Raw genomic sequence first — 16079 nt, 5'->3', positions numbered from 1 at the left:
GGCTCTAGAGGCGGTAGCCGCCCGCCACGAGCTTCGTGAACACCGTCTTGGTGATCTTCACATAGCCCTTTTCGGGGTCCTTGAAGTACAGCGGCGTCTTGATCTTGGCCGGGTCGAAACCCTGCTCCACCAGATCGACCTTGCGCTGCTTGAACGTGCCAGTGGTCTCCATGGCCGGCATCATTCGCAGGAACACCGGCTGGGCGTAGCTGGGCAATTCGCGGGCCACGTGCTCGCCAAAGGCGGCCAGATCGAAGTCAGAGTCCGTCACCAGGGCGGCCATGCCGGCGCGGCCATCGGCGCCGGGCGCCTCGACCCCATAGACATTGGCCTCCAGGACCCCGGGGGCCTCCTGCAGGCGGGCGGAGACCTCGTTGGTCGAGACGTTCTCGCCCTTCCAGCGGAAGGTGTCGCCGATCCGGTCGATGAAGTAGAAATAGCCCTCGGCGTCCTGGCGCATCAGATCACCGGTGCGGAACCAGGCGTCGCCCTTGGCGAAGACGTCCTTGAGCACCTTTTTCTCGCTGGCGGCCTTGTCCACATAGCCGGTGTATTCGGCCCGGGCGTCGCCACCGATGCGCCCCACGCATTCGCCGATCTGGCCGGGGCCGCATTCGATGCAGAATCCGTCCGGCCCTCGGATCGGAACCTCGTTCTCCACATCGAACTGGACGAGCCGGAAGTTGAAGCGGCTGCGCAGATAGCGCGGCACGCGGCCGATGGCCCCTTCCTTGCCGTCGAAGTTGAACATCGACACATTCCCCTCGGTGGAGCCGTAGAACTCCAGGATGTCGGGGATGCGGAACCGGCTCTTCATCACCGACCAGACGTCGGGACGCAGTCCGTTGCCAAAGGCCAGGCGCAGCTTGTGCCGGGTTTCTTCGTCGGTTTCGGGGTGGTTCACCAGATAGCGGCAGAGCTCGCCGATATAGACGAACATGGTGCAGCCTTCGGCCACGATGTCGGGCCAGAACTGGGCCGCCGAGAAGCGCTTCTTGAGCACCACCGACCCACCGTTCAGCAGGGCCGCGCCCAGGGCGCAGAGGCCGCCGGTGGCGTGGTAGAGCGGCAGGGCCACATAGACCCGGTCCTTCTCCTCGGCCCCGGTCGAACCCGCGAAGCCGCGCATATAGAGCTGGGCGCGCACATGGGTGATGCGGGCGGCCTTGGGCAGGCCCGTCGTACCGCTCGTATAGATGTAGAGGCAGGTGTCGCGGGCGGTCATGCCGTCGCGCACGCTGCGGTCCGGCGGCAACTGGCTGCAGCTTTTCAGGGCCTGGATCAGGTCGCGCTGGCCACCCCGCGCCTCCCCGAGGATCCACTGCTGAACCGGCGTCTCCAGCCCGTCCCGCACATCCTCGAACGCCGAGGACGTCTCGGGATCGACGATGCAATGGCTGGCGCCGGAAATGTTCAGGCAGTGAGACAGGGCGGCGCCGGTCAGCTGATTATTGATCAGGGCAGTGATCACGCCGACCTTGGACAGGCCGTACCAGACGCAGAAATATTCCAGCCGATTGGGCATGAAGAGCGCCACGGTCTGGCCGCGGCGCAGATTGATCCCCTTGGCCCAATGGGCGTAGCGGTTGGCGATGCCGTCCAGCTCGCCATAGGTGATCGTCCGCCCCTCGAAGGTCATGGCGGGGCGATCACGCCACTTGTCCATCGCCTCCTGAAGATCGTCGCAGATCAGGTTCGGAGAGTCGGGGGCGATTGACTTCACCCGCCCCAAGGTGCGCCGGAGCTTGCGCAAAAACCGCCACTCGCGTCCCAGCCGGTCTTTCAAGCGCATAAACACCCTCCCACTACGCGCACCTTGGCGTTGGGTTCCCCGGCGGGTCAAGCCGAACCGGCCCTTCGACCTCAGACAGGACGGCGACCCCGCCGCCGCCGTCCTCTTTGGCGCCGGCGCCAATATTCCACCCAACCTTGTCCTTTTCGCACCGCCCGATGGCTGCAAAGACCGCCCTGCGGTGCGATGACGCAGACCCACATCCGTAAGGATTGACTAAGAGCCGCGGGCGCAGGATCGCGTGACCGCAGAAGTGGAGTGAACAATGCTCAAAGGGCTGTTTTCACAAGGCATGGCCGAATGGGGCACCGCCTCCCTGGTGTTCATTTCAGGCGCCATGGCCGGCCGGCTGATGGCCACGGGCATGAACGAGATTCAGGCCGCCGGCGCCCTGATCGCCATCTTCGGTTCGGTGACGGCGGCAGTGGCCGTGCGCATCTGGCCTGCGCCGGAGCGGGTGAAGGTCCGCTCTGACCGAGATCGCCAGGACCGCTAGATGGCGTCCAAGCTCCACCGGACTTGGACGAACATAGATATCTGATCTATATCGATGACCCGCTCCCGTACGTTCTCGGAGGATCGTGGAGAGTCGTCGATGCGTCGCCTGAGCGGCCTTGGCCTGCTGCTACCCACCGCCTTGCTGGCCCTGGCGGCCATGGCGGTCTTCGTCCTGAGTCTGATCTTCTGGAGCCGCGGGGTCGACGAGAGCACCCGCCTGCGCGAACAGGCGCTGGTTCGCCAGGGCCTGGCCTCGGCCGTGGCCGAGGTGGAGGCCTCCATCGTCCCCGAAACCTCGTGGGACGAGGCGATGCTGAACCTGGACCATCGCAGCGACCTGGCCTGGGCCGACGCCAACCTCAATGACTTCTACGCCCTGGGTTTCGACTTCAGCCGCCTCCTGGTGGTGGATGGCGCCGATCAGCCCATCTATCACCGCCAGACGCGCGATCAGGTTGATCTGGCCAGCGCGCCGGTCGAGGTCTTTTCCGGCCTGATTTCCGAGGTTCGCGCCGCCGAGGCCCGCCGGGGTCCCTGGCGCCCGGTCGAGGGCGGCCATCCCGATCCGATCCAGGCCAGCGGCTTCGTCGCCATCGACGGACGCATCCGCCTGGCCACCGCCAGCCTGTTTCAGCCCGACCAGGGCCAGGTCCTGCCCCAGGGCGACCGGGCGCCGATCCTGCTGACCCTGCTGCCGATCGAGCAGGTCTCCATCGAGGTGCTGCAGGATCGCTACCTCCTGGAAGACCTCCGCACCGGCCTGGGGGCCGCCGCGGCCCGCGACGGGGACGCCCAGCTCAGCATCGATGTCCTGGACGCCGAGGCGCCGCTGGTCCTGGCCTGGACGCCGCAGAAGCCGGGCACGGCGCTGCTGCGGCGGTCCATACTGCCGGTCCTCGCCGTCCTGCTGGCCTTTGGGGCGGTGGCGGCGGTGATGGTCACCCGCGCCCGCCGGTCCTGGCGCCAGCAGATGGCCGCCCAGCGCACCCAGGCCGAGTTCCTCGCCAATATGAGCCACGAGATCCGCACGCCCCTGAACGGCGTGGTGGCCGTCGCCTCGGCCCTTGAGCGCACCACGCTGACCCCGGTGCAGCGCGACATGGTGCAGATCATCCGCACCTCTGGCCTGGGTCTGGAGCGTCTGTTGTCGGACCTCCTGGATGTCTCGCGCATGGAGGCCGGGACGGCGCAGATCGCGCCGGAGCCCTTCCATCTGGCAGACACCGTGCGGATGATCGAAACCCTCCTGGCGCCCCGGGCGACCGAAAAGGGTCTTGCCCTCCTGCTGGAGATCGACCCCCGCGCCGAGACGATGGTCGTGGGCGATCCCCTGCGGCTGAAGCAGGTGCTGGCCAACCTCGTGACCAACGCCCTGAAATTCACCGAGGCGGGTCAGGTGCGCCTGATCCTGCGGCCCCTGGACGACGCCCGCTGGCGCTTCACGGTCGAAGACAGCGGCATGGGCTTTGATCCTGCGCGGAAGGCCGATCTCTTCAAGCGCTTCACCCAGGCCGACGCCACGATCAGCCGGCGCTTTGGCGGCATGGGCCTGGGCCTGGCGATCAGCCAGCAGCTGGTCGAGTTGATGGGCGGCGAGATCGACGCCGACAGCGGTCGGGGGCGCGGGGCGGTCTTCTGGTTCGACCTGCCTCTGCCGCCGACCGGGGAGCCGGTCGCCGAGCCCATGGCCGTACCGCCCGTCGAGCGCCCTTTGCGCATCCTGGTGGCCGACGATCATCCGATCAACCGCCAGGTCGTGGAGGTGCTGCTGGCCGAGTTCGATGTCGAGCTGGTCCTGGCCGAGAATGGGCTCGAGGCCTGCGAGGCCTTCGAAGCTGCGCCCTTCGACATGGTCCTGATGGACATGCAGATGCCGGTGATGGACGGCCTGACCGCCATCCGCAAGATCCGCGCCCGGGAGACCGACGCCGCCCGGGGGCGTACGCCCATCGTCATGCTGACCGCCAACACCCTGCCAGAGCACCGCGCCGCCAGCCTGGCGGCCGGGGCCGACCTGCACCTGGCCAAGCCCATCGAGGCCGAGCGCCTGATCGCCGTGCTGCAGAGCGTGGTCGAGGGGCAGAACACCGCGGCGTAGGGCCGACTTGGTCGCCCGAGCCGTTCACCGCCACAGCCTGACGGCTCGCTGCGACGATTTGCGTAATGGTTTCAACGTGTTTAACGGGCGCCTCTGGCTTAGGCGATCTCTAAACAAGAGACTGGATCGGCAGTCGAGGGACCATCGCCCGCATCAGCGACCCTCTCGCACCTCGATGGGCCGGCACCGACTGGACCATGCCACCTGAACTGGCGGGGGTGGCCGGACGCACTCAGAGCGGAGTCGCCACGGGCTCAATGTTCTGCTTTTGTTCACTTGGAGGTGAGTGATGGCGGACGGAAATCCTGCGCCCAGGACGGGCGACAACGACCCCTTTCTTTCAGAGTTGAAACAGTCGGACTGCGTCCTGTGGGCGAGGTGCGAGGTGGCGAGTTGCGGCGGATCGGCCAGCATCGACCCGACCCCATGGCTTCATCAGCGCCTCGGGGGGTGGCGCCTGAGTCAGCTGGAAACGCGTCTGAGATGCAACTGCGGCGCGCGTAGAGCTCATCTTGGGATAGCTGCGCCGGGACCAAACGTCCCTAGGGTCAACATCTACCCATTTTCGTAGAACGCTATTCTTGCAACTCATGCGTTAGCCACGCTAGGCGAGTGGTGTGACGGTTGGACAACCTCTCAGGTTTGAAACAATCGGCCCACTGGCTGGCCGCCCCGTCAGGCGGCGCTCGTGATTAAAGGAGAATGGCTTGACTGAGTCCTCGACCAAGACCCCCGACCCGATGGACATCGCCCTGGGGGCGGCCGTCCGCATCCGGCGCCGGACCATCAGCATGTCTCAAGAGGCCTTGGCCGAGCAATGCGGCGTCAGCTTCCAGCAGATCCAGAAGTACGAGAACGGCGCCAATCGCATCTCCTTCTCCCGTCTGGTCCAGATCGCCCGCGCCCTGCGCTGCCGGGTCACCGACCTGCTGGACGTGTTGGACACGCCCGACGAAGAACCCAGCGTCGATCTCGACCTGCTGTCGCGGATGCGCACCCCTGGCGCCCTTGAGCTCCTGGCCGTCTACGAGCAGCTGCCGGCCGAAGCGCGCACCTCGCTGGTCAGCTTCCTGCGCGTCCTGACGCCGGCCGCGGCGGAGTCCCTGGGACAGGTGACGAAGAACCGCGAACCCGCTTAAGTCGATCCCGACTGAAAGGGGTCGCCGTCGATGCCGTCCATTGAGAACCTGAGCTGGGCCTTCCTCTCGGAAGCGCCGGCGCATCGGGATCTGCAGGTGCTGGAGGCGCATTTCCGCCGCACGCTCGAAGCCTTCGGCTTCGATCGCTACTGCTGCACGCGTCTGTCGGGGCTGCGCATGGCCGACATCCCGACGATCGTTTCGCGGCATGGCTTCATCGACTGGGACCAGCGCTACTGGCGCGAGCGCTATATCGAGCAGGATCCCTGTTCGGACTGGATCGCCGCCAACCAGACCGGCTTCACCTGGACCGACGTGCGCGAAGCTGCGCCAGCCGCGGCGGCGACCATGTGGAAGGACGCCCTGAGCGAAGGCCTCGCCAACGCCTTCGTCGTGCAGGCGCCAGGCCCCGTCGGCGAGAAGATCGTGCTGCGGATGGCCAGCCCCATCTCGCGGTTCAACCCGGAACATCGCCCCCTGCTGGAAAGCGTCGGCGTGGTCTTCGCCACCCTGGCCGTGCGCCTGCACGAAATCGCCGCCGATCGCCCCGGCCCTGGCCTGCTCACAGCCCGCGAGGCCGAATGCCTGGAGTGGGTGGCGCTGGGCAAGAGCGACTGGGAGATCGGGGCCATTCTCGACATCTCGCCTAAGACCGTGAACCACCATGTGGAGCGCGCCAAGCGCAAGCTCGATGTCTCCACCCGCATGCAGGCGGTCACCGCGGCCCTGCGCCAGGGGCTGATCCGGCCAGTCATAGGGTGATCACCCCATAGGGTCGCGCAGGGCTCGCGCGCAGCATCAGGGCGGACCTTCCTCCCTGGAGCTTCGCCGTGATCCATATCGTGACCTTCAAGAACCGCCATCTCTACGCCCGTCAGTTGCAGGAGATGCACCAGCTTCGCCGCCAGCATTTCATCGAGGAGAACGGCTGGACCGACCTCAAGGTGGTGGACGGCGGCGAGGTCGATAACTTCGACGACGACCTCGCCGTCTATCTGCTGGCCCTGGGGCCGGACGACGAGATCGAGGTCGGCCTGCGGGTGCGCTCCACCCTGGATGGCTGCATCCTGACCGACAGTTTTCCCCATATGATCGCCCAGGGCGCCCCGCCCCTGAAGGGCGCCGAGGCCTGGGAGATGAGCCGCATCTTCTCGACCCACGCCTATCGCAAGAACCGCCGGGGCGGGCGCCGGGTGGCCGAGGCCTTCCTGGCGGCCATGGAGGTGGCCCACGCCCATGGCGCGCGCCGCCTGGTGGGCATGGTGGACATGCGGCTCTATCCGCTGGCCTCCAATATCGCCTGGGATCTGAAGCTGACCGGCCTGCCGGCCCCCTACGCTTTTGGCGTGATGGCCGGGGTCTATGCGCCGATCGGGGCCGCCGAAATCGCCCGCCTGCGTGAGAGTCTCGGGGACCTGAGCGCCGCGGGCTATGAGGTCGAGGACGAGGACATCGCCCTGTGCGGCGACTTCCAGGGGATCGAGAGCCAGTTCCGCCGGGCCAACGCCGCCGTTCGGCCGATGGTGGAGATGGACGAAGGCCCGCACGCCATTGCGGCCGCCGCAGCCCTCTACGCCTATTTCGATGGCCGCCGGCAGGTTCAGCCCGAAAAGGCGCGAACGAACGCCTGATCCTGCGGGGCGCGCCGGGCGGCGAGCGCAGGCGCGGCGGGCCAGCCGTCGCGCCTGATTCGGCTGGAGCCGACCGTGCTTATGCCTGGGGCCTATTCCGCGGCGAGCACGTGATCCACCAGGGCCTTGGCGTCGTCGCCGCCCCAGTCCGCGCCGCCGGACAGCCTGGCCCGTTCCACGCCGTCCGCGCCGTAGATCACCGTCGTCGGCATGCCCGGCGCCGGGGGAACCAGGTCGAAGGCGAGCTTCATGTTCGGATCGCTGTAGAATTCCAGCGGCGCATGCTGGCCGATGAAGGCCCGCGCCCGGTCAACATCGTCCGGGCGGTCGATGCTGACGGCCAACACCCGCACGGGCTGGCCTTCATAGTGCGCCGCCAAGGCCGCCAATGTCGGCATCTCCGCCACGCAAGGGGGGCACCAGGTGGCCCACAGGTTCAGCACCACCACCTCGCCGCGGAAGGCGCTGAGGCGCAGCGGCTGGCCTTCCGGATCATAGATGGTGGTCACCGGCGCCGGGCGCGGTTCGGCCGGGGTCTGGAGGGCGGCCATCTCGCCCTTGGCGAAGGCGCGCAGGCCGCGGTTCGCATCGGGATTGGTCGAAGCCTGAACGATGATGTAGACCACGGCCGCGACGCCGAAGGCGGCGACGCCCCAGAGGGCCCAGCGGAACAGGCTGGGTCCGGGTCTCGTCTCTGATTGACCGTTCATATGACCGACAACGCCTCCAAAACTCCGCACGACGACGTCCATATGGCGAAAGGCGAGGCTTCCGGCCAGGGTCAGGCCATGTGGGGCGGCCGTTTTTCGGCCAAGCCCGCCGACCTGATGCAGGCGATCAACGTCTCCATAGGCTTCGACAAGCGCCTGGCGCCGCAGGACCTCGCCGGCTCCCGCGCCCACGCGACCATGCTGCGCGACCAGGGCGTGATCTCGGCTGAGGACGAGGCCGCCATCCAGGGGGGCCTCTCCCGCATCGAGGCCGAGATCGCCGACGGGACCTTCCCCTTCCGCGACGAATACGAAGACATCCACATGAATGTGGAGGCCCGCCTGCGCGAGCTGATCGGGCCGGCGGCCGGACGGCTGCACACGGCGCGCTCGCGCAACGACCAGGTGGCGCTGGACTTCCGCATGTGGGTCCGCGAGGCCTGCCATCGCACGGCGGAACAGCTCCAGGCCCTGCAGCGCGCCCTTGTCGCTCAGGCCGAGGCCCACGCCGACACCCTGATGCCCGGTTTCACCCACCTGCAGCCGGCTCAGCCGGTGACCTTCGGCCACCATCTGATGGCCTATGTGGAGATGTTTGGCCGCGACGCCTCACGCTTCACCGATGCGGCGGTCCGCATGAACGAGTGCCCCCTGGGCGCCGCGGCCCTGGCCGGCTCGCCCTTCCCCATCGACCGCCACGCTACAGCCCAGGCCCTGGGCTTTGATCGCCCCACGGCCAATTCCCTCGATAGCGTCTCCTCCCGCGACTTCGCCCTGGAGGCCCTGGCGGCCGGGGCCATCTGCGCCACCCATCTGTCGCGCCTGGCCGAAGAGATCGTGATCTGGATGACTCCGCAGTTCGGCTTCATCGCCCTGTCGGACGCCTTCACCACCGGCTCGTCCATCATGCCGCAGAAGAAGAATCCCGATGCGGCCGAGCTGGTCCGGGCCAAGGCCGGCCGCATGCTGGCGGCCTTCACCCAGCTGGCCGTGGTGATGAAGGGCCTGCCGCTGGCCTATTCCAAGGACATGCAGGAGGACAAGGTCCCGACCTTCGAGGCCTTCGATGTGCTCGACCTGTCGCTGGGCGCCATGACCGGCATGGTCGCCGACCTGACCCCTAACGCCGAACGCATGGCCGCCGCCGCCGGCGCCGGCTTCTCCACCGCCACCGATCTCGCCGACTGGCTGGTGCGGACCCTCGACATGCCCTTCCGCGACGCCCACCACATCACCGGGGCGGCGGTGAAGCGGGCCGAGCAGTTGGCCTGCGATCTGGCCGATCTGCCCCTGGACGAGATGAAGGCCCTGGACCCGCGCATCGGCTCCGGCGTTTATGAAGTGCTGACACCGGCCGCATCCGTGGCCAGCCGCAAAAGCTATGGCGGCGCCGCCCCCGACCAGGTTCGCGCCCAGGTCGCCCGCTGGAAGGACTTGCTGAAATGAACCTCCGCGCCCCGCTTCTCATGGCCCTGGCCAGCGCTCTGGCCCTGGCCGCCTGTGGCAAGGCTGGCGGTCTGGAGCGCCCGCCGCCCCTGTGGGGCGATCCGGCCACCGGCGAGATCGTCGCCCCCCGTCCCTCGGCCAGCAAGCCGGTGGACACGGTCGATCCGCGCACCCGGGCCACAAACCCTGCGCCGCCCCGGACCCTGCCCATCGAGGGCACGGCCTCCAATCCGACCTCGTCCTCGCCCCAAGGCGCCCTGCCCGACCCCTACGCCAATCCCCGATGAACCATTTCGAGCTGCGGGAGGGTGAGCTCTTCTGCGAAGACGTGGCCCTGGCCGACATCGCCGAGGCGGTCGGCACCCCGGTCTATGTCTATTCTACCGCCACCTTCGAGCGGCACTACACGGTCCTGCGCGAGGCGCTGGAGGCCGAAGGCGTGCGCGATCCGCTGATCGCCTTCGCCGTAAAGGCCAATTCCAACGTCGCCGTGCTCAGGACCCTGGCGCGGCTGGGCGCCGGCGCCGACACCGTGTCCGAGGGCGAAATCCGCCGGGCCCTGGCGGCCGACGTGCCCCCCGAACGGATCGTCTTTTCCGGCGTCGGCAAAACCCGGGCTGAGATCGCCTTCGCCCTGGAGACCGGGGTCAGCGAGATCAATGTCGAGTCCGAGCCGGAAATGGCCGCCATCGCCCAGGTGGCGCAAAGCCTGGGCAAGCGCGCCACCATTGCGTTCCGGGTGAATCCCGACGTGGCGGCCGGCGGTCACGCCAAGATCGCCACCGGCAAGTCGGAGAACAAGTTCGGCGTTTCCTTCGCCGAGGCCGAGCGGCTCTATGCCCAGGCCTCGAACAACGCGTGGCTGAACCCGGTCGGCGTGGCCTGTCACATCGGCAGCCAGATCACCGACCTCGCCCCCATGGCCGAGGCCTTCGCCAAGATGGCCGGCCTGGTCGGACGCCTGAAGGGCGAAGGCCTGACGGTGGAGCGGCTGGACCTGGGCGGCGGCCTGGGCGTGCCCTATTTCAACCAGCCCGAACCCCCGTCGCCGGCCGACTACGCCAAGGTCGTGGCGCACGCCACCCGCGGCCTGGACGTGAAGCTGGCCTTCGAGCCAGGCCGCGTGATCGCGGCCAACGCCGGCGTGCTGCTGGCGCAGGTGGTGCACATTCACGAGCGACCGGAGGGACGGCGCTTCCTGGTGCTGGACGCGGCCATGAACGACCTGCTGCGCCCGGCCATGTACGACGCCTATCACGACATCCGCGCCGTCCGCCCGCGGGAGGGCGAGGCCAAGGCCTATGACGTGGTCGGCCCGGTCTGCGAAACCGGCGACACCTTCACCCGTGATCGGGCGCTGCCCGTCTTCGAGGCGGGCGACCTGGTGGCCTTCATGAGCGCCGGCGCCTACGGCGCCTCCATGGCCAGCGAGTACAACAGCCGGCCCCTGGTCCCTGAAGTTCTGGTCAAGGGGGCCGAGTTCGCCATCGTCCGCCCGCGGCCGACCTATGAAGAGATGCTCGCCCGGGAGACGCCGGCGCCCTGGCTCTGAGGTGGTGGGCAGCCCCGCGTCGGGATGACGCATCTAGTGTTGGCATCTGTCACAGACCTTAATTATGGTCGGGCCATGTCCAAGCTTCGCATCCTGGCGGTCTCCGCCACGCTCGCCCTGGCTACGGCCTGCGCCCCCACCATGGGTCCGCCGCCCCCGCCGCCAGGGGCTTCGGCCCCCTCGCCCACAGTCTTCCGGCCGGAGGACTTTTCGTGGTCGGCCGTGCCGGGACGCAACACCATCGATGGCCGTCTGACCTATCGCCAGGGTCCGGCGCGCTTCACCTGCTCGGGCGCGGGCGTGGTCCTGACGCCGGAAACCCCCTGGACGCGGCGGCGGATGAGCATCCTCTATTCCTCGCCCGAGGCCGCCGCCCTGCCGGCGGACGAGGTGCGGGCGCGCACCCCTTCGGCGCCCAATGACGACTATTCGTCCTTCGTGCGGCGCACCACCTGCGACGCAGCCGACCGCTTCTCCTTCTCGAACCTGCCCGACGGCGCCTGGTTCGTGATCACCGTGGCCCGCCCCCTGGCCGGCGGCGAGAGCGTGGCCATCATGCGCCGGGTGGTCACCCGCGGCGGCCGTGTCAGCCCGATCGACCTCTGATCATCTGACATAAGCGTGAGACGACTTGTCGCCCGTCGCCGGAACCCGGCGGCGGGCGAAGTCTTTCGATGGGCATGGCCTCGCTTCCCAAGACCCAGAATTCTCTGCCCAAGACCCCCGTCGCCGCCCGGCCGACCATCTACGCCCTGGGCCTGGCGAGCCTCGCCATCGGCCTGATCAAGACCGCGCGCCCGGCGGCCATCGCAGGCCGCACAGGGCTTGGCGAGGCCTCTATGGTGCGCACCCTTGGCCTGCGGGAAATGTCGGCGGGCGCGGGGCTGTTGCTGGATGGCGGCGACAAGCGCTGGCTCGTGGCCCATGGACTGAACATCGCGGGCCAGGTCGCCGTCCTGCTCAAGGCCCGCCCCGCCAGCCGCCAGCAGTGGCGGGGGCTCGCGATCTTCTACGGCGTGCTGCTGGGCCTGACCCTGGCCGACGTCTACGCCGCCCAGCGCCTGCGCAAGACCAAGGGCTGAACGACAGACGCCCTCCCTGCGAACAGGAAGGGCGTCCAGACTCCGTGGAAGTCGTCGACCGTTTTAGTGAACCTGGGCGCGTCCGATCAGCAGGCCGTCATCGTCCGCGCTGACCGCGATGACCGCCCCGTCCTCCAGATCCCCAGCCAGCAATTTCCGGGCGATAGGGTCGATCAGCGCCTTCTGGATCACGCGCTTGAGCGGCCGGGCGCCATAGACCGGGTCGTAACCCTTGTCGCCCAGCCAGGTCATGGCGGCCTCGTCCAGGGACAGGGCCATGCGCCGGTCGGCCAGCATCTTTTCGACCCGCTGCAGCTGGATGCCGACGATATTGTCCATCTCCGCCCGGCCGAGCCGCTTGAAGAGGATGATCTCGTCGATCCGGTTCAGCAGTTCGGGCCGGAAGTGACTGCGGACCACATCCATGACCATCGGCCGCACGGCCTCGACCGGCTCGCCCTCGGCCTGAGCGGCCAGGAACTCCGAACCCATGTTCGAGGTCATGATGATCAGGGTGTTGCGGAAGTCGATCGTGCGGCCCTGGCCATCGGTCAGCCGCCCGTCGTCCAGCACCTGCAGCAGGATGTTGAAGACGTCGGGATGGGCCTTCTCGACCTCGTCGAACAGGATGACCTGATAGGGCCGCCGGCGGATCGCCTCGGTCAGCGCCCCGCCCTCATCATAGCCGACATAGCCCGGAGGCGCGCCGATCATGCGGCTGACCGAGTGCTTCTCCATGTACTCGCTCATGTCGAGGCGGGTGATGGCCTGTTCGTCGTCGAACATGAATTCGGCCAGCGCCTTGGTCAGCTCGGTCTTGCCGACGCCGGTGGGGCCAAGGAACAGGAACGAGCCGATGGGCCGGTTGGGATCCTGCAGGCCCGCCCGGGCCCGGCGCACGGCGTCGGAGACGGCGACCAGGGCCTCCTCCTGGCCGACCACCCGACCGCGGAGATAGTCCTCCATGGACAGCAGTTTTTCGCGCTCGCCCTCCAGCATCTTGTCGACGGGCACGCCGGTCCAGCGGCTCACCACCGCAGCGATCTGTTCGGCGTCGACCACCTCGGGGCTGACCGGCTCTTCGGCGGCGGCGGTTTCGGCCTGGGCCAGGCTCCGCTCCAGGGGCGGGATTTCGCCGTAGGCGATCTCCGAGGCTCGCTGCAGGTCGCCCCGGCGCTGGGCGGCCACCAGTTCGGCGCGCAGCCGGTCCAGGGCCTCGCGGATCTGGGCGGCCGAACTCAGCTTGTCCTTTTCGGCCTTCCAGCGGCCGGTCATGCCGGCGGACTCCGCCTCCAGCTCGACGAGCTCGTCCTCCAGCTTCTCCAGCCGCGCCTTGGACGCCGCGTCGGTCTCGCGGGTCAGGGCCTCGCGCTCGATCTTCAGCTGGACGATCCGGCGATCGATCTCGTCCAGCTCCTCGGGCTTGGAGTCCACCGCCATGCGCACCCGGCTGGCCGCCTCGTCCACCAGATCGATGGCCTTGTCGGGCAAGAAGCGGTCGGCGATGTAGCGGTTCGACAGGGTGGCGGCGGCGACGATGGCGCTGTCGGAAATCCGCACCCCGTGGTGAACCTCGTACTTCTCCTTCAGGCCGCGAAGGATGGAGATGGTGTCCTCCACCGTCGGCTCGGAGACGAAGACCGGCTGGAACCGGCGAGCGAGCGCGGCGTCCTTCTCCACATGCTTGCGGTACTCGTCCAGCGTGGTGGCGCCGACGCAGTGCAGCTCGCCGCGAGCCAGGGCGGGCTTCAACAGATTGGAGGCGTCCATCGCGCCGTCCGACTTACCCGCGCCGACCAGGGTGTGCATCTCGTCGATGAACAGGATGATCGAGCCTTCGGCGGCGGTGACCTCGTTCAGGACGGCCTTCAGCCGCTCTTCGAACTCACCGCGATACTTCGCCCCGGCGATCAGGGAGCCCATGTCGAGGGACAGGAGCTTCTTGTCCTTCAGGCTTTCGGGCACGTCGCCATTGACGATGCGCAGGGCCAGGCCTTCGACGATGGCGGTCTTGCCGACGCCGGGTTCGCCGATCAGGACGGGATTGTTCTTGGTGCGCCGCGACAGCACCTGGATGGTCCGGCGGATTTCTTCGTCCCGGCCGATGACGGGGTCGAGCTTCTGGTCCCGGGCGGCCTGGGTCAGGTCGCGGGCATAGCGCTTGAGCGCGTCATAGCCCTCTTCGGCCGAAGCGGAGTCGGCGGTGCGGCCCTTGCGGACATCGTTGGCGGCGCTTTCCAGGGCACTGGCCTTGACGCCGGCGCTCTTCAGGGCCTCAGCCGCCTCGCCACCCTCGGCGGCGATGGCCAGCAGCAAGCGTTCGGTGGTGACGAAGGCGTCGCCGGCCGCCTTGGCGTCGGCCTCGGCCTTGGCGAAGACCCGGGCGGTCTCCGGGGCCATATAGAGCTGGCCAGAGCCCCCCTCGACCTTGGCCCGCTTGGCCAGGGCGGTTTCGACGGCGGCGTCTGCCTCGTCGGGTCGGCCGCCAGCGCTCTGGATCAGGGCGCGGGACAGTCCGTCCTTCTCCTCAAGCAGAACCTTGAGCAGGTGGATCGGAGCAAGCTGTTGGTGTCGGCGGGCGAGCGCGAGGCTCTGGGCCGACTGGATCGCCTGTTTGGCGCGATCGGAATAGACGTCGATGTTCATGGCATCCCCTCGTTAGGCGGATTGACGCGCCTCGCCTTGAGACAGCGCAAGGCGCGTCGAGGCTGGATGTAGGTGTGGCCATTACGCCACACAAGTCGGATTGCCCCGGTTTATGGGGAAACCAAAGCCAGGGCCGCCCCTTACCCCCGCACCAGTCGGCCTCACGGCCGGCACAGCTGTCGTGTTTGGGAGTTCTACCTATGAAAAAGGCTTGGGTTTTGGCGCTTGTCGGCGCAACGAGCCTCGCTGGTCCGGCTGCGGCCGGCGGCTTCTATCTGCAGGAACAGTCGGTGCGTGGCGCCGGCCGGGCCTATACCGGCGAAGTCGCCGACACGGGCGTCTCGTCCCTCTGGTGGAACCCCGCCGCCATCGCCCGCTCCCCGCGGGAAGTCTACGTCGGCGCCCATGCGATCTTCGTTGACGCCACCGTCACCGACACCGGCTCGACCATCACCTATCCCGGCGGCGTGACCGTACCGGTGGGCGGCGAGCCCCGCGCCTTCAATCCGATCCAGAGCGGCGTGGCCCCGAACTTCGCCATCGCCACCCCGGTGGGCGACCGCTTCGCCCTCGGCCTCTCGGTGGCCGCCCCGTACAACTTCACCACCGAATATCGCGACAACGCCTGGGCGCGATATGACGGTCTGGAGTCGGGCCTGACCACGGCCGACGTCCAGCTGACCGGCGCCATGCAGCTCACCGACTGGCTCGACCTGGGCGCCGGCGTCAGCGCGCAATACACCGAGGCCACCCTCTCGACCGCCTATCCGAACCTGTCGCCGGCCATCCCGGACGGCGTCTCGCAGCTCAAGGGCAATGGCTGGGACTTCGGCTGGACCGTGGGCGCCCAGGCCCATTTCGACGCCCTGACCTTCGGCGCCAGCTATCGTTCGGCGATCGAGCATGACCTGGACGGCGATGTTCGGGTGGTTGGCCTGGCCGGCCCGCTGGCCCCGTTCAACACCGACATCGGCGGCTCGGCCAACTTCTCGACCCCGTGGATCGCCACCTTCGGCGCCCGCTGGCAGGCCACCGAGCGTCTGGCCATCAACGCCCAGGTCAACCGCATCGGCTGGAGCGAGTTCGACCAGATCACCGTCACCTCCCCGGCGGTCAACGAAACCCTGCCCCAGCGGTACAAGGACGTGACCACCGGCGGCATGGGCGTGGACTACATGGTCAACCAACGGCTGACCCTGCGGGCCGGCGCCCAGTACGATCCGACCCCGACCCCCGATGACCTGCGCACCGCGCGGGTTCCAGACGGCGACCGTTGGCTCTACGGCGTCGGCGCCAGCGCTGCGCTGAGCGACTCGCTCACCATGGATGCGGCGCTCTCCTACATCACCTTCGACGAGAGCAAGGTGAACCACGACACCACCTTCTACGAAGGCACCGCCGCCCAGACCGTCACCCGCCTGCGCGGCGACGTGAACGGCGAAGGCGCCATCCTGTCGCTGGGTCTGCGCAAGACCTTCTAGGACC

14 protein-coding genes are annotated in these 16079 nt (G+C 68.1%); 11 read left to right on the top strand and 3 right to left on the bottom strand.

Annotated elements, in window-relative coordinates; all coding sequences use genetic code 11:
• Positions 1-4: 4 nt before the first annotated feature.
• Positions 5-1792, bottom strand: coding sequence for a long-chain-acyl-CoA synthetase (locus Q8L83_RS08985; RefSeq protein ID WP_305286150.1), 1788 nt, complete (start codon positions 1790-1792; stop codon positions 5-7).
• Between the two features lie 265 nt (positions 1793-2057).
• On the opposite strand from Q8L83_RS08985, the gene Q8L83_RS08980 reads away from it, so the two are divergent.
• The 5 genes from Q8L83_RS08980 (at position 2058) to Q8L83_RS08960 (ending at position 7158) form a co-directional block, all read left to right on the top strand.
• Complete coding sequence (locus Q8L83_RS08980) at positions 2058-2288, top strand: hypothetical protein (RefSeq protein WP_305286148.1); 231 nt, start codon at positions 2058-2060, stop codon at positions 2286-2288.
• A 99-nt stretch (positions 2289-2387) separates the two neighbouring features.
• Positions 2388-4388, top strand: coding sequence for an ATP-binding protein (locus tag Q8L83_RS08975; RefSeq protein WP_305286146.1), 2001 nt, complete (start codon positions 2388-2390; stop codon positions 4386-4388).
• A gap of 707 nt (positions 4389-5095) precedes the next feature.
• The gene (locus Q8L83_RS08970; RefSeq protein ID WP_305286145.1) at positions 5096-5527 is read left to right on the top strand and encodes a helix-turn-helix domain-containing protein; all 432 of its coding nucleotides are present in this window, start codon (positions 5096-5098) and stop codon (positions 5525-5527) included.
• A 30-nt stretch (positions 5528-5557) separates the two neighbouring features.
• Positions 5558-6289 (top strand): LuxR family transcriptional regulator, encoded by a 732-nt coding sequence (locus tag Q8L83_RS08965; protein WP_305286143.1) that lies wholly within the window; start codon positions 5558-5560, stop codon positions 6287-6289.
• Between the two features lie 68 nt (positions 6290-6357).
• A complete protein-coding gene (locus Q8L83_RS08960; protein WP_305286141.1) occupies positions 6358-7158 on the top strand; it encodes an acyl-homoserine-lactone synthase in 801 nt (266 codons plus the stop codon).
• A 92-nt stretch (positions 7159-7250) separates the two neighbouring features.
• On the opposite strand, the gene Q8L83_RS08955 is transcribed toward Q8L83_RS08960, so the two are convergent.
• Entirely contained in the window at positions 7251-7868 is a 618-nt protein-coding gene (locus Q8L83_RS08955; RefSeq protein ID WP_305286139.1) for a TlpA disulfide reductase family protein, read from the bottom strand.
• On the opposite strand from Q8L83_RS08955, the gene argH reads away from it, so the two are divergent.
• The 5 genes from argH to Q8L83_RS08930 all read left to right on the top strand — a co-directional run bounded on the left by argH (position 7869) and on the right by Q8L83_RS08930 (position 11948).
• Positions 7869-9314, top strand: coding sequence for an argininosuccinate lyase (gene argH, locus Q8L83_RS08950; protein WP_305286136.1), 1446 nt, complete (start codon positions 7869-7871; stop codon positions 9312-9314). It begins immediately after the preceding gene.
• Positions 9311-9601 carry a hypothetical protein gene (locus tag Q8L83_RS08945; RefSeq protein ID WP_305286132.1) on the top strand — a complete coding sequence of 97 codons (291 nt, stop codon included), beginning with the start codon at positions 9311-9313 and terminating at the stop codon, positions 9599-9601. The genes argH and Q8L83_RS08945 overlap by 4 nt, the downstream gene beginning before the upstream one ends.
• Positions 9598-10866, top strand: coding sequence for a diaminopimelate decarboxylase (lysA, locus tag Q8L83_RS08940; RefSeq protein WP_305286130.1), 1269 nt, complete (start codon positions 9598-9600; stop codon positions 10864-10866). The genes Q8L83_RS08945 and lysA overlap by 4 nt, the downstream gene beginning before the upstream one ends.
• Before the next feature lie 75 nt (positions 10867-10941).
• Positions 10942-11472 (top strand): hypothetical protein, encoded by a 531-nt coding sequence (locus tag Q8L83_RS08935; RefSeq protein WP_305286128.1) that lies wholly within the window; start codon positions 10942-10944, stop codon positions 11470-11472.
• A 74-nt stretch (positions 11473-11546) separates the two neighbouring features.
• On the top strand, positions 11547-11948 hold the full coding sequence (locus tag Q8L83_RS08930; RefSeq protein WP_305286126.1) for a hypothetical protein: 402 nt from the start codon (positions 11547-11549) through the stop codon (positions 11946-11948).
• A gap of 63 nt (positions 11949-12011) precedes the next feature.
• Here the strand turns inward: Q8L83_RS08930 and clpB are convergent, their stop codons facing one another.
• On the bottom strand, positions 12012-14594 hold the full coding sequence (clpB, locus tag Q8L83_RS08925) for an ATP-dependent chaperone ClpB (protein ID WP_305286124.1): 2583 nt from the start codon (positions 14592-14594) through the stop codon (positions 12012-12014).
• A 200-nt stretch (positions 14595-14794) separates the two neighbouring features.
• On the opposite strand from clpB, the gene Q8L83_RS08920 reads away from it, so the two are divergent.
• Complete coding sequence (locus Q8L83_RS08920; RefSeq protein ID WP_305286122.1) at positions 14795-16075, top strand: OmpP1/FadL family transporter; 1281 nt, start codon at positions 14795-14797, stop codon at positions 16073-16075.
• Positions 16076-16079 lie beyond the last annotated feature (4 nt).

Source organism: Phenylobacterium sp. (assembly GCF_030680185.1).
In the GTDB taxonomy this organism is placed as follows: Bacteria; Pseudomonadota; Alphaproteobacteria; order Caulobacterales; family Caulobacteraceae; genus Phenylobacterium.
Note: the sequence above shows the minus strand (reverse complement) of the source record. Positions and strands in the feature narration are given on the sequence as shown.

Bases quoted from the DNA above. Each gene is read 5' to 3' on its own strand.
- Q8L83_RS08985 (WP_305286150.1), bottom strand. From the start codon at position 1,792: ATGCGCTTGAAAGACCGGCTGGGACGCGAGTGGCGGTTTTTGCGCAAG.
- Q8L83_RS08980 (WP_305286148.1), top strand. From the start codon at position 2,058: ATGCTCAAAGGGCTGTTTTCACAAGGCATGGCCGAATGGGGCACCGCC.
- Q8L83_RS08975 (WP_305286146.1), top strand. From the start codon at position 2,388: ATGCGTCGCCTGAGCGGCCTTGGCCTGCTGCTACCCACCGCCTTGCTG.
- Q8L83_RS08965 (WP_305286143.1), top strand. From the start codon at position 5,558: ATGCCGTCCATTGAGAACCTGAGCTGGGCCTTCCTCTCGGAAGCGCCG.
- Q8L83_RS08955 (WP_305286139.1), bottom strand. From the start codon at position 7,868: ATGAACGGTCAATCAGAGACGAGACCCGGACCCAGCCTGTTCCGCTGG.
- argH (WP_305286136.1), top strand. From the start codon at position 7,869: ATGACCGACAACGCCTCCAAAACTCCGCACGACGACGTCCATATGGCG.
- Q8L83_RS08945 (WP_305286132.1), top strand. From the start codon at position 9,311: ATGAACCTCCGCGCCCCGCTTCTCATGGCCCTGGCCAGCGCTCTGGCC.
- lysA (WP_305286130.1), top strand. From the start codon at position 9,598: ATGAACCATTTCGAGCTGCGGGAGGGTGAGCTCTTCTGCGAAGACGTG.
- Q8L83_RS08935 (WP_305286128.1), top strand. From the start codon at position 10,942: ATGTCCAAGCTTCGCATCCTGGCGGTCTCCGCCACGCTCGCCCTGGCT.
- Q8L83_RS08930 (WP_305286126.1), top strand. From the start codon at position 11,547: ATGGCCTCGCTTCCCAAGACCCAGAATTCTCTGCCCAAGACCCCCGTC.
- clpB (WP_305286124.1), bottom strand. From the start codon at position 14,594: ATGAACATCGACGTCTATTCCGATCGCGCCAAACAGGCGATCCAGTCG.
- Q8L83_RS08920 (WP_305286122.1), top strand. From the start codon at position 14,795: ATGAAAAAGGCTTGGGTTTTGGCGCTTGTCGGCGCAACGAGCCTCGCT.